The organism is Amycolatopsis sp. GA6-003 (genome assembly GCF_046267895.1).
Lineage (GTDB): Bacteria > Actinomycetota > Actinomycetes > Mycobacteriales > Pseudonocardiaceae > Amycolatopsis.
In genome coordinates, this window is record NZ_CP176499.1 from 8,713,441 (window position 1) to 8,725,971 (window position 12,531).

General features: G+C 71.2%; 10 protein-coding genes. 6 read left to right on the plus strand and 4 right to left on the minus strand.

Annotated features, from left to right (window positions below):
* The first annotated feature begins 105 nt into the window (after window positions 1-105).
* The 3 genes from F9C12_RS39435 to F9C12_RS39445 all read left to right on the plus strand — a co-directional run bounded on the left by F9C12_RS39435 (window position 106) and on the right by F9C12_RS39445 (window position 4,047).
* Entirely contained in the window at window positions 106-963 is an 858-nt protein-coding gene (locus F9C12_RS39435) for a PspA/IM30 family protein (RefSeq protein WP_409463837.1), read from the plus strand.
* A 36-nt stretch (window positions 964-999) separates the two neighbouring features.
* Window positions 1,000-1,995 carry a phage shock envelope stress response protein PspM gene (gene pspM / locus F9C12_RS39440; RefSeq protein WP_409463838.1) on the plus strand — a complete coding sequence of 332 codons (996 nt, stop codon included), beginning with the start codon at window positions 1,000-1,002 and terminating at the stop codon, window positions 1,993-1,995.
* 744 nt (window positions 1,996-2,739) lie between these two features.
* The gene (locus tag F9C12_RS39445) at window positions 2,740-4,047 is read left to right on the plus strand and encodes a hypothetical protein (protein WP_409463839.1); all 1,308 of its coding nucleotides are present in this window, start codon (window positions 2,740-2,742) and stop codon (window positions 4,045-4,047) included.
* A 78-nt stretch (window positions 4,048-4,125) separates the two neighbouring features.
* Here the strand turns inward: F9C12_RS39445 and F9C12_RS39450 are convergent, their stop codons facing one another.
* From F9C12_RS39450 to F9C12_RS39465, 4 genes are all read right to left on the minus strand, one after another.
* Window positions 4,126-5,151 carry a quinone-dependent dihydroorotate dehydrogenase gene (locus F9C12_RS39450; protein WP_409463840.1) on the minus strand — a complete coding sequence of 342 codons (1,026 nt, stop codon included), beginning with the start codon at window positions 5,149-5,151 and terminating at the stop codon, window positions 4,126-4,128.
* Between the two features lie 530 nt (window positions 5,152-5,681).
* On the minus strand, window positions 5,682-6,254 hold the full coding sequence (locus F9C12_RS39455; RefSeq protein ID WP_409463841.1) for a GNAT family N-acetyltransferase: 573 nt from the start codon (window positions 6,252-6,254) through the stop codon (window positions 5,682-5,684).
* A 349-nt stretch (window positions 6,255-6,603) separates the two neighbouring features.
* Window positions 6,604-7,422 (minus strand): DNA-formamidopyrimidine glycosylase family protein, encoded by an 819-nt coding sequence (locus F9C12_RS39460; protein ID WP_409179400.1) that lies wholly within the window; start codon window positions 7,420-7,422, stop codon window positions 6,604-6,606.
* Window positions 7,423-7,425: 3 nt separating this feature from the next.
* Complete coding sequence (locus F9C12_RS39465; protein ID WP_409179401.1) at window positions 7,426-8,277, minus strand: ParA family protein; 852 nt, start codon at window positions 8,275-8,277, stop codon at window positions 7,426-7,428.
* 112 nt (window positions 8,278-8,389) lie between these two features.
* Here F9C12_RS39465 and F9C12_RS39470 point away from each other — a divergent pair, with 112 nt between their 5' ends.
* From F9C12_RS39470 to F9C12_RS39480, 3 genes are all read left to right on the plus strand, one after another.
* The gene (locus F9C12_RS39470; protein ID WP_409179402.1) at window positions 8,390-9,115 is read left to right on the plus strand and encodes a methyltransferase domain-containing protein; all 726 of its coding nucleotides are present in this window, start codon (window positions 8,390-8,392) and stop codon (window positions 9,113-9,115) included.
* Between the two features lie 290 nt (window positions 9,116-9,405).
* The gene (gene dinB / locus F9C12_RS39475) at window positions 9,406-10,623 is read left to right on the plus strand and encodes a DNA polymerase IV (protein WP_409467142.1); all 1,218 of its coding nucleotides are present in this window, start codon (window positions 9,406-9,408) and stop codon (window positions 10,621-10,623) included.
* A 934-nt stretch (window positions 10,624-11,557) separates the two neighbouring features.
* Window positions 11,558-11,962, plus strand: a complete 405-nt coding sequence (locus F9C12_RS39480; protein WP_409179403.1) for a DUF3040 domain-containing protein — start codon at window positions 11,558-11,560, stop codon at window positions 11,960-11,962.
* Window positions 11,963-12,531 lie beyond the last annotated feature (569 nt).

Sequence of the window (12,531 nt, forward strand, 5' to 3'; positions counted from 1 at the left end):
ACGATGGAACCCGACGCCGGGGTCGGTACGTTGTGCGACTAGGGGAGCGACGCCCCGCCCCGAAGCAATCAGGGCCCGTGGGACGCAAGAAGGCAGGCGGAGGAGATGGCCAACCCGTTCGTGAAGTTCTGGAAGTACATGATGGCGGCGTTCTCGTCGAAGATCGACGAGCACGCCGACCCGAAGGTACAGATCCAGCAGGCCATCGAGGAGGCGCAGCGCAACCACCAGGCGCTGACGCAGCAGGCCGCCTCCGTGATCGGCAACCAGCGGCAGCTGGAGATGAAGCTCAACCGCCAGCTCGGCGAGGTCGAGAAGCTGCAGGCCTCGACGCGCCAGGCGCTGGTGCTGGCCGACGAGGCCCGCGGCAAGGGCGACGAAGCCAAGGCCGCGCAGTTCGAGACCGCGGCGGAGAGCTTCGCCGCGCAGCTCGTCACCGCCGAGCAGAGCATCGAAGACCTCAAGACGCTGCACGACCAGTCGCTGCAGGCGGCCACGCAGGCCAAGCAGGCGGTCGAGCGCAACGCGACGATGCTGCAGCAGAAGCTGGCCGAGCGCACCAAGCTGCTCTCGCAGCTGGAGCAGGCGAAGATGCAGGAACAGGTCTCCGCCTCGCTGAACCAGATGAGCCAGCTGGCCGCGCCGGGCAACACGCCGTCGCTGGAAGAGGTCCGGGACAAGATCGAGAAGCGCTACACCACCGCGCTCGGCTCGGCCGAGCTGGCGCAGAACTCGGTGCAGGGCCGCATGATGGAGGTCCAGGAGTCGGCCACCCAGATGGCGGGCCACTCGCGGCTGGAGCAGATCCGTGCGTCGATGCGCGGCGATTCGGTCGCCCAGGTCACCGACGGCGGCGCGGGTGCGAGCGCGGGCGCGGCCGCGGCCAAGCCGGCCGCCTCGGGCGACATCCAGCGGGAGATCCAGGCCCGCGTCCAGGCGGAGCAGGGCAAGAACCCGGCCTGACCGGCCGGGCACGAGCGGCGCAGGGGGTAGCGGCGGATGACGAAGCGGCTGGACTTCAGCGAGTTCAACGCCAAGCTCGAGAAGCACATCGAGCGGCTGCCCGACTACGCCCAGCGCGCCCAGGAAAAACTGCAGCGGTACTTCCCGCCGGCCGACGAGGCCGGCGGGAAGCCGCAGCAGAACGGCCGGACCCAGCGCGGTCCGGTCTCCCCGCCGCCGCCCGTGCCGCGCCGCCCGTCGGCCCCGGCCGCGTCCGCGGTGTTTTCGACAGTCGCCGGACAGGTGCCCGCGGTCGCCGAGGTCCGCGCGAAATGGCAGCGCTGGAACGAGCCCGGCGCGAAGCACCAGCGGCGCATCCGGCGCACCTCGCGCGTGCTGACGCTGTGGGTGCTGATCACGATCCTGCTCGGGATCCTCACCGTGCTCACCGCCACCGGCCTGCTCGGCGGAGCGGTGGCCGGCCCGGAGATCGGGCAGGCGGTGTTCTCCGGATTCGCGACGCTGGTGTTCGGCACGTTCAGCGTCCGCACCGCGCTGCGGTTGCGCGAGCTGAAGAAGCTCGAACTGCCCGCCGCGCCCAGCGGCCCGCCGCCGCTGCCCGCCGCCGGCTCGGCCGCGCGCGAGCCGATGGAGCGGCTGGCCGAATCGGAAGCCTCGTTGCGCGAACTCCTCCGGCAGCTGTCGGTGCCGACTTCGCTGGGCACCACGGCGGTTCCGGAAGTCTCGGTCGCCGACGCCCGCGCGACGGCCGACGAGGCGGCCCGTGCGCTGCGCGGCCTGGCCGACCGGATCCAAGCGATCGAACGAGGCCGCAACTCCGCGCCGGAACGCGAACGTTCGGCGTTGCAGGCGGCGGTGGCGAAACTGCGCGAACAGCTCGACGACGGCATCGAGGGCTACGGCGGCCTGGTCGCCGCGGCCGGCCGCGCAGTGGCGGCGAGCAGCGACGGCCTGGGCACGTCGCGGGAAGCGCTGACGGACGCGACGGACCGGCTCGCGGGGCTGGCGTTGGCGTTGAGGGATCTGGGCTGAGCTGCTTTCGGGGGCTGCGGGAGTGGTTGGCTGACGCTTTCGTGGGTTCGGGGTGTGGCGGGAGCGCTGACCGACCGGACCGGCTCGCCGAGTTGGCGCTGGTGTTGAAGGATCTGGGCTGACCCGCTTCCCCGGGGCTGCGGGAGTGGTTGGCTGACGCTCTCGTGGGTTCGCGGTGGAGCGGGAAGCGCTGACCGACCGGATCGGCTCGCGGGGTTGGCGTTGGCGTTGAGGGCTCTGGGCTGAGCTGCTTTCTGGGGGCGGTTGCGGGAGTGGTTGGCTCAAGTTCTCGTGGGTCCGCCGGTGTCGATGGCGGCCGCTGCGGCCCGGCTAGCACGAGCGGAAGAATCCCGCCCGCCCGCTGATCCAGGCCCGTCGCCGGGCGGTCCGACGCGGGAATCCGCCGCGAAACGCCCGATCCCGGGGTGAATGTGGTCCGGGCCCGCGGCTTCGCGGCGACTGCGGGATTCGCGGCGGTCGCGCGGAAACGCCGTCCTGATGGCCGAGTTTCGGATTCCGGTCGGCGCAACGGGACGCGTCCGGCCGCGACGGTGCGTGAGTTTCCCCCGCACACCGCAACAATCGCGTAATCCGATCCTGCTGGTGACGGAAACGTCTGCGGTTTAACGTTTTTCCCATGAGGTCGGTGTTGGCACCCGCCAGGCCCGGCGTCACGGGCTGAGGTTCGCGGCGCCGGACGTACACAGTGGACTCCTCCGATCCCGCCGAGGAAAGGACGCCCTCGTGACTACGCTCCCGCCGGAACCTGATCCTGTCCCCGTCCCTCCGCCCAGCTCGCACGAGCGGGTCCGCACCGCGTTCGAGCGGCTCGCGAAAGCCGGCCGCCCCGGGCTCTGGGCTTCGGTGCGCACCATGGAGGAAGTGCTCGTCGAAGCGAAAACGGTCGACGAGCGCGTCCACGCCGGGGAAGACCTGCCGCTCGCCGGAACGGTGTGCGCGGCGGACTTCGACGGCCCGCCCGCGCTCGCGCGCCTGACCGGAGCCGGAGCGGTGGTCCTCGGAACCACCGTCGCGGACCCGGAAAGCGCGGCCGTCGGACTCGAGATCGTCGACCTGGCACTGAATTCGTCCGCGCGCGAGATCGCCGCCCCGCCCGGGGTGCTCACCCTCGACCCGACTCCCGGGCTGATCCCGGGGCCGGCCGTTTCGGTGTCCGCGCACCGCCTCGCGACCGCTCAACGGGCCGTCGCGGCGATGCTCGGCCCCGATGGTCTGGACCCGGCGGTCCGCGAATGGCCCGCCGACGTCCGCCTCGCCGCCGGCCGGCATCCGCGCCTCGGCATCCCCGCCGAAGCCAGCCTGCCGCTGCCGGCGAGACGGGCTTTCGACGTCGCCGCGGCGTCTCTGGAGGCTTCCGGCGCCGTGCTGGCGCCGGTCGACGTCAGCGCCTTTTACGGGGCCGGAAACGCCCTTGCCGCCCGATCGCTGCTGGCCGAGCTGGACGCGCTGCTGCTGCCGACCGTCGGGGTCCTCGACGCGACCCTGAAGGCGCTGGATCTCTCCGCGGTGACGGTGCCGGGGGACCGGCGGCCGTACGGGATCACAATCGTGACGCGGGCCTTCGAGGACCAGATCGGGATCGACCTGGCTTCGGTGCTGACGGGCGAGCAGTCGCCGGATCCGTATCCGTGCGAGAGCGTCGACGTCGTGGTGTTCGGGGCGCATCTGTGCGGCCAGCCGTTGCACGAGGACTTGCACGGTGCGCGGTTCGGCGGCCTGGTCCGGACCGCGGAGCGCTATCGGATGGTCCTGCTCGACGGTGTCACGCCGCCCCAGCCCGGGGTGATCGCCGGTTCGGCCGGAGTGGACGGCGAACGCTGGCGGCTGTCCCCCGCGGAGTTCGGCCGGTTCGCGGCGGGATTGGCCGCGCCGTTCGTGCTGGGCCGGGTGGAGCTGGAGGACGGGAGTTCGCCGCTCGCGGTGCTCTGCGAACCGTCGGCCGCGGCCGGCGGGGAAGGTCTGGACCGGTACGCGTCGTGGCGGGGGTATCTGCGGTTCGTCAGCACCGGAGGGCCCCGGTTCCCCGGCTGAGGCGGGGTTTTTCTGCCGGGCTGCCCTCGGTTCCCTGGCCGGATTCGAGGGCAGCACCGCGTCTTCGGGCGGCGCGGGTTACCGGGCGGCTAGTCCCCGGCCGACGCGGCGGACCAGGCCAGGGCCGTGCAGGGCGAAGCCGGTGTAGAGCTGGACGAGGCTGGCGCCGGCGTCGAGCATGCGGCGGGCGTCGTCCGGGCCGAGGATGCCGCCTACGCCGATGATGGGCAGCTTGCCCTCGGTCTTTTCGTGGACGAAGCGCACGACTTCGGCCGAGCGCTGGGTCAGCGGGCGGCCGGAGAGTCCGCCGGTTTCCGCCGCCAGCGCGGCTTCGGAAGGGGCGATGCCCTTGCGGGAGAGGGTCGTGTTGGTCGCGATGATTCCGGCGACGCCGTGGTCCAGGCAGACTTCGAGGAGTTCGGCGAGGGCGTCGTCGGTGAGGTCGGGGGCGACCTTGACCAGCAACGGGGTGTTCCCGCCCAGCTCGGCGCCGGTCTTGCGGAGTTCGGCGAGGAGTTCGGCCAGCGCGGCTTTGTCTTGCAGCGCACGGAGACCGGGGGTGTTGGGGGAGCTGACGTTGATCGCGAAGTAGTCCGCGTAGGGGTGGAGGGCGCGGAGGGAGAAGCGGTAGTCCTCGACCGCCTCGTCCAGCGGCGTCACCTTGGACTTGCCGATGCTGATTCCCAGCGGGACCGCGGGTTTTCCGTGCGCGGCCAGGCGGTCGGCCAGGGCTTGCGCGCCGTCGTTGTTGAAGCCCATGCGGTTGATGACCGCGTCGGTGGCCGGGAGGCTGTAGAGGCGGGGTTTGGGGTTGCCCGGCTGGGGGTGGCGGGTGACGGTCCCTACCTCGACGAAGCCGAAGCCCAGGGCGGGCCAGGCGTGGAGGGCGCGGCCGTTCTTGTCCATGCCCGCGGCCAGGCCGATTTTGTTCGGGAAGGTCAGGCCCAGGACGGTGGTGGGGTCTTCGGTGCGGTACAGCTTCGAGATCGGGCGGAGGGCGGTTCCGGCTCGGCTCAGGAGGGCGACGGTGCGTTCGTGGACCGCCTCGGGGTCGTGGTAGGCGAGCCGGTACATCGCTGGGCGGACGATCCTGTCGAAGAGCACGGGGTTCATGCTGCCGTATGTCTGGTGGGGGCGCTTGGGGTGGCTTGGGTTGGTGTGGTTTGGGTCGCGTCGGGGTGGGTCTTCGGCTCGTCGCCCTGGGGGGCGACATTGCCGGTGTCTTGGGTTGCGTGGGGCACCCCGAAGCTTGATTGTGCTGACGGGCGGTGGGTGCTTGTCAAGGCGGGAAAGATGCCTTGACAAGCACCCGCCGCCCGCAGGGAGGCTTCGTATCGGGGTGCGGGGGAGGGGCTGGGTGCCTCGATGTTTTTGTGCATCGGCGGCGGTTTCAGGGTTTGAAGAGCCGTGAGGGCATCCGGGTCCGTGGAGGGGGGCACGCTCCGCGTGCGGGACTTCCTCCCGGACCTTGGCGGGGTCGGGAGGGGAATTCGGGGTCCGTGGTGGTGGCCCTCACGGCAAGGTGGTCCGTCTCCAAGGCGGGTGCCGGTGTGGTGAGGCGTGCGGAGAGCCAGAGTTGGCCGGGTGTGCGAACCATTCCGGCTCGCACCGCGGATCGACCGGATGCCCGGTGATCAGTTCCTCCGGGAAGCCCCGGCTTTCCACTCGTCTTCCAGCATGGCGTAGACCAGTTCGTCGGTCCATTCGCCCTTGACGATCTCGTTTTCCCGCAGGCGTGCTTCCTGCCGCATGCCCAGGCGCTCCATCAGTGCGGCCGACGCGGTGTTGCGGCCGTCGCAGCGGCCGATGATCCGGTGCAGGCCCAGTTCCTCGAAGCCGAGGCGCAGGACTTCGCGCGTTGCTTCCAGGGCCAGCCCTTTTCCGTGGTGGTCGGGGTGGAAGACGAAGCCGATCTCGCCTTGGCGGTGTTCCGCGCTGAGGTATTCGAGGTTGAGGTCGCCGATGAGCTGTCCCGTTTCGGCGAGTTCCACTGCGACGGCGAGGAACTGGCCCTCCTCCGACAACGTCGAGCTGTGCACGCGCTTCGCCAGCGCGGCCGCGGATTCCGCGCGGCTTCGCGGTCCCCAGTACAGGTAGCGGACGACGTCCGCGCGGGACTGGAACGAGTTCAGGGCATCGAGATCGTCGTCCCGGAACGGGCGGAGGAGCAGGCGTTCGGTGCTGATCGGGTAGTCCGGCCTGAGCATCCTCCCAGCCTAGCGACTTCCGCGGCTCCGCAGGAACCGCCGCGGTGCTCGCCGGGCGCGGACAGGGAAATTCCCGGGGCGCCTCCTGGACGCCGTCAGCGTCCAGGCTCGAGCCGGACCGGTGCTCGAGAACCCCGGGAACCCGGTGACTGCCTGGTATTCGTCAGCAGGCAGCACGTGAAGCAGGCGATGAGCCGAAGGTGGCTCTTGTTGTATCGCTGCTCAAAGTCCCAACACGCGCCATCCGCTAGCGGACAGCCACCTCACGAGTCCTGTGTGAATACAACTTAGGACCACCTCCTCTCTCGTGTACTGCCACGCTAACCGCGAACCTCTCGGTCCGGCAACATCATTTGCCCGGCGGTCCGCCGGCCGGGACGGGGCCGGGCTGGCAGCGCGGGCAGCACCAGGTCGGGCGCTGGTACTGGCCGTCGCCCTGCTGGCGCACCAGCAGCGGGCCGCCGCAGCGGAAACAGCCCTGGCGGGTGCGTTCGTAGACCCAGGTCCGGCGGCCGCGGCGGAGGTCGCCGGTGGTGGCTTGCTCGTGCCGCCACGCGTTGGCCACGAGCAGTTTCCTGGCGAGCGCCACCGCGCGTGCCGGGTCCACTTCGGACACCGGGGTCCACGGGGAAACCCCCAGCAGGAACGAGATCTCGCATTTGTACAGGTTGCCGACGCCGGCCAGGACGCGTTGGTCCAGCAGCGCGTCGCCGAGTTCGCGGTCCGGTTTCGCGGCCAGGTTGGCGGCGGCCAGCGCGGCGTGCTCGTCCGTCCACTGTGGATCCAGCAGGTCCGGGCCAAGGTGGCCGACGAGAGTGTGTTCCTCGGCGGTGGGCAGCAGTTTAAGGTCGTGCAAGCGGAAACCGATCGCCTGGACGTCCTCGGTCATCAGCACGACGCGCGCGTGATGGGCGGGCATCGGCCACTTCGCGCCCGCCGGCTGGATCTTCCACGAGCCGTCCATCCGCAGATGGCTGTGCAGCGTCAGATCGCCGGAGAAGCGCGTGAAGAGATGCTTGCCGACGGTCCCGACGCCGTGCACCTCCCGGCCCGCGAGGTCCACAGTGGCCAGTTCGGGGTGCCGGAATTCGCCGCGCACCAACGTTTTCCCCGCGAGCGCGCGGTCGAGCAGCTTGCCGGCCAGGAATACGGTGTCGCCCTCGGGCACGGGTCAGCCCGCGGTTTCCGGCACTTCCGCCTGCGCCGCTTCCTCCTCGGCGCGCACGCGGTGCCGTCCGGCGCGGTTGGAGCGCAGGATTTTGGCGAGGACCATGTTGAAGGTCAGCGCGATCTCCTGTGCACCAGGGGAATGCCACTCGTGGATCGGGCTGCACGCGCCCTGGGCCTGCTGCACCGCGAGCCGGTCCGGGATCGCCGTCGGCATCACCAGCGAGCCGAAGTTCTCGCGCAGCTCCGCGACCCGGAACTGGTGCTCGTAGGACCGCACGCGCAGCTTGTTCACCAGCACGCCGATCGGCCGCAGGGACGGATTGGCGTCCTCGCGGATCCGTTCGATCGCCTCGAGAGCGCGCTGCGCGCCGGCGACCGCATACATTGTGGGTTCGGTCACAATGAGCGCGCTGTCCGCGGCCACGAGCGCCGATTTGGTGAGCCGGCCGAGCGACGGCGGGCAGTCGATGATCGCCAGCTCGTACGGTTCCTCGCGCAGCGGATGCTGATGCAGCTCGTCGAGCGCGCGGGAGAGGTTTTCCAGGCGGCGGCCGTCGGAGTCGGGCTCGTTCAGCGACTCCAGCTCCTCGGCGCCGACCAGCACGTCGATCTCCTCGCTCCAGACGCTGGGCGCGATCGCGCGTTCGAGGACGGCCCGCGCGGGCGTCTCGAGGACGTCGGCGAGCGTCGCGTCGGTGAACGGCGGGTCGAGCGAGGTGGTGGCGTTGCCCTGCGGGTCGAGGTCGGCTACGAGCGTGCGGGTTCCCCTACGCAGCGCGGCCGACGCGATACCGAGCGCGACCGTCGTTTTGCCGACACCACCCTTGAGGCTGAGAACGGCGACCGTGTGCACTCGACACAGCCTACGGGCCGTCGGCCGGGGCGGTAGCCCGGAAGGTGGCGAACGCCGCTGCGGCGCCCACGCGGGTCACGGCAAGTGACCGGCGGCCATTACCCTGTCGGCCATGAAGACCGACACCGTGGCCGCCCGGGGTTCCGGCGCCGTTCGCCGGGCCCTCGAGGCCGAACTGCGGGCCGCCCGCGCCCGCGGCGTGGAGCAGCCGGTCGTCGTCGACGTCGGCGGCGGAAGCGGCGGCTGGGCGGTGCCGTTCGCCTCGGCCGGCTGCCTGGTCACCGTGGTCGAACCGAACCCGAACGCGCTCGCGACGCTGCGCCGCCGCGCCGAGGAGGAGGGCGTCTCCGGCCGCATCACGGTGATCGCCGACGACTCTGACGCGCTCGCCGCGCACGTCCAGGCCGGGTCCGCGGACCTGGTGCTGGCGCACGGCCTGCTGGAGGTCGTGGACGACCCGCGCGCGGTGCTCGACGCGCTCGCCGCGGCGGTCTCGCCGGGCGGCGCCGTGTCGGTGCTGGTGGCCAACCGCACCGCGGCCGTGCTGCATCGCGCGCTGGCCGGCCGGATCTCCGAGGCGCAGCAGCTGATGGAGGCTCCGGAGGGCATCGTCGCTGGGGACACCGTACTGCGCCGGTACGACAGCGCCGGGCTGACCGACTCGCTCGTGGCCGCTGGCCTGGAGGTCACGCTGCTGCAGGGTGACCGGGTGATCTCCGACGTCGTGCCGGGCGGGGTCCGCGAGGACGAACTGGCGGAGTTCGAGCTGAGCGCCTCGGCGGTGCCCGCGCTGCGCGACGTGGCGGGCCGGTTGCACGCGATCGCGCGGCGGGGTTGATCCGTTCTTCGCTGTTGCAATGACTGCCTAGGCGGGGCTGTGCCACTCGTACGCATGGTCGGGGGCGTGGGCTGGCTGAGTGTTTCGGCGGTTGCCTGCGCTGCGCGACGTGGCGGGCCGGTTGCACCTGATCGCACGACGGACTTTCGCTCTTCGGTGCCGCGATAACCGCCCTGGCGAGGGCCGGAACCACCCGTAAGCGTGGTCGCCGATGCCTGAGCGCCCGGAATTGTCGGTGGCGGCGGGTAGCGTCCGGAGGCGTGGGGAGAAACGCCGAACTGCCGAGCGGGATGGCCCGCTACCGCGTCACCACGGGCGCGACCGAGCTGCCGGACGACACCGGCTGCTCGATTCTTCACGTGGACATGGACGCCTTCTTCGTGTCGTGCGAACTGCGCACGCGTCCGGAGCTGGCGGGCCGGCCGGTCGTGGTGTCCGGCGGCGGCCCGCGCTCGGTCGTGGCCGCGGCGAGCTATCCGGCGCGGCGCTACGGCGTGCGCTCGGCCATGCCGTTCGCCACGGCCAAGCGGCTCTGCCCGCAGCTCGTCTGCATCCAGCCGACGCCCGGGCTGTACGGCGAGGTGTCGCGCGGCGTGATGGGGATTTTCCGGCAGCTGACGCCGCTGGTCGAGCCGCTGAGCCTGGACGAGGCCTTCCTGGACGTGGGAGGCGCGCTGCGGCGGCTGGGGACCACGCCGGGCGTGCTGGGGGCGCGGATCAGGGAGCGGGTGCAGGCCGAGCACGGGATTTCGTGCTCGGTCGGCGTCGCGAAGGTCAAATTCGTGGCGAAACTCGCCTCGGGGATGGCGAAACCGGACGGGATGGTGATCGTCCCCGCGGCCGAGACGCTCGATTTCCTGCACCCGCTGCCGGTGTCGGCGCTGTGGGGCGTCGGGAAGCGGACCGAGGAACAGCTGCGCCAGCACGGCTGGCACACGATCGCGGACATCGCCGCCACCCCGCCCGCCCGGCTGCGGCGCGCGGTCGGCCGGGCGGCGGGGGATCACCTGTGGGCGCTGGCGAACGGCCATGACGACCGGGCGGTGGAACCGGAGTCGGCGGAGAAGTCGATCGGAGCCGAGCACACCTTCGACGTCGACGTCCTGAACCGCGACGAGCTGAGTCTGGAACTGCTGCGCCTGTCCGAACGGGTCGGGGCGACGCTGCGATCGCGCGGACTGCGCGGGAGGACGGTGTCGATCAAGGTGCGGTTCGCCGACTTCCGCACGATCACCCGAGCACGCACGGTGCTCTCGGCGACGGACGTGGCCCGCGACATCCACCGCACGGCAGTAGAGCTGCTGACCGAACACGCCCCGACGGGAGCGGTCCGGCTGATCGGGGTGCGCGTGGAAGGCCTGGACACCGGCGACGAGGGGGAGCAGCTGTCGTTCGAGAACGACGAGCCCCGCTGGCGCGACGCGGAGGTAGCCGCAGACGTGGCAAGACTGAAGTTCGGCTCGGCGGCGATCCGGCCTGCGTCGCTGCTTGCTCCGCGGGAGGGGTGAGGCCGGGGCGGATCGTGGTGCTGGGCGGTCTCGGCATCGTTGCCGCGTGCGGCCGGGCGGTGGTTCGCGATGCCTGCTCGATGTCTGCCTGATGCTGCTCTTTGCGCTGGGGAGGGTCGGCGGTGGGATGGAGCTGCGGGCTGGGTCGGCGGTGAGGTGGAGCTGCGGGGTTGGTGGCGGCGTGGAATTGCGTGCTGGGCGTGACCTCAAATGACTCCGCCCGCTGTGTCCGGCGGCTGGCTGCTGCTGCTGTGCCTTCCGCCGTGGGGTTGATGGGTTGGCAGGTGGCCGGGCGGGTGCCTCGTGACGTGCGCTCGGCGTCTGGCCGATGCCGTCCTCGCGCCGCGTGGGTTCGCCGGGCAGTAGGGGGACCGCGCGAGTCGCTGTCAGCCGCGGTCCGGCTAGGGCGCTTCTGGCGGGGCCGATTCACCGGGACGAGCGGCTCGCCGGCAGCCGGTGTCCGATGCGAGGGCGGTCGGGCGAAGTCCGGAACAGGGGTTCGGCGGTCGCGCTGAGTTAGCGGGCTCCGGGCTGGTCTCGGGGTGTGGGATTGCCGATCTCGGCGGGCATCGGGTGAATGAATGGCGGACGGTATCGATCGGCGGAAGATCGTCCCGGACGGGGTGTCGGCAGGGCGGGTGGTCGGCGCGAAGCCGGTTTCTCTCCGTGACGAGGGACCCCGCCCGGGGGATGCCGACGGGGCGGCGCGGCGGCCTGGACTGCGCCGAAGGGGGTGACTTCGGTCGCGGTGACGCACTGTCAACCTGCGTTGTGCGGGATTTCCCCCGATTCGATCATTTCCGGATCGGGGATCGGGTAGTCGGACGAGCGCGGGGCTCGTATCCTGGACAGTGCCACCCCGCCTGGGGTTGGCTGTTGGGTCCAGGACGTTGCGCGGCCCGGCGCCCGCGACAGCTGTGCCGGAGGAGGAAAGATGCCACTCTCCGAGCATGAGCAGCGGCTGCTCGACCAGATCGAGCGCGAGCTCTATGCCGAGGACCCCAAGTTCGCATCCACGGTGCGTGGCACCCGGTTGCGCCGACCCGCGCGCCGTCGGCGCATCCAGGGGATCGCCCTGTTCGTGGTGGGCGTTGCGCTGCTGGTGCTCGGTGTGGTGATCCCGGTGTTGCGGGTCGCCGACGTGCCGGTGGTCAGCGTGCTCGGGTTCCTCGTGATGTTCTTCGGGGTCATGATGGCCGTGACGTCGCTGCGCCACAGCGACAGCGGCGGCGCGAACAGCCATGACGACGGAGGAGGCGGGGGGAAGCCGACCGGCCGCAAGAGCTCCTTCACGCAGCGCATGGAGGAACGTTTCCGCCAGCGCTTCGAAGGCCAATAGCACGACGGCGAATCCGCGCTTCTCCCCTAGGGGCGGAGCGCGGATTCTCGTGCGCGGGCCCGGACTGCACCGCTTAGCGGGACCCGGGTCCCTGACCGGGCTTTCGGGGAGCCGTCGTTGCGCGGATTTTTCATGCGCGGTGCCGGAACCGCTCGGCGGGGAGTCGTGCCTCGGCGAGCGACGACGCGTGCCTTCTGCGGTGAGCCAGAGTGCGGCGGCGGCTCCACCGTTGAGCGGATTCTCGTGCGCGGGCCCGGACTGCACCGCTTGGCGGGACCCGGGTCCCTGGCCGAGCTTTCGGGGAGCCGCGGTTGCGCGGATTTTCGTGCGCGGTGCCGGAACCGCTCGGTGGGGCGCGAACCATTGACCCATGCCTCGGCGAGCGACAACGCGCGCCTGCTCCGCGAGCCAGAGCGCGGCACCGGTTCCGCCGTTGCGCGGATCCCCGTTGCGCGGGCCTGGGCCGAACCGCTTGGCGGGGATATGGATCCGCCTTGGCCGGGCGTCGACGTGTGTCTGACCCGCCCGCTGCGATGAGGCGAGCGAGCTGCGGCACCGGTTTCACGTGC

What these genes read in the sequence shown, in the direction of transcription:
- F9C12_RS39435 (WP_409463837.1), top strand. Translation starts at nt 106, where the DNA reads ATGGCCAACCCGTTCGTGAAGTTCTGGAAGTACATGATGGCGGCGTTC.
- pspM (WP_409463838.1), top strand. Translation starts at nt 1,000, where the DNA reads ATGACGAAGCGGCTGGACTTCAGCGAGTTCAACGCCAAGCTCGAGAAG.
- F9C12_RS39455 (WP_409463841.1), bottom strand. Translation starts at nt 6,254, where the DNA reads ATGCTCAGGCCGGACTACCCGATCAGCACCGAACGCCTGCTCCTCCGC.
- F9C12_RS39470 (WP_409179402.1), top strand. Translation starts at nt 8,390, where the DNA reads ATGAAGACCGACACCGTGGCCGCCCGGGGTTCCGGCGCCGTTCGCCGG.
- dinB (WP_409467142.1), top strand. Translation starts at nt 9,406, where the DNA reads ATGGCCCGCTACCGCGTCACCACGGGCGCGACCGAGCTGCCGGACGAC.
- F9C12_RS39480 (WP_409179403.1), top strand. Translation starts at nt 11,558, where the DNA reads ATGCCACTCTCCGAGCATGAGCAGCGGCTGCTCGACCAGATCGAGCGC.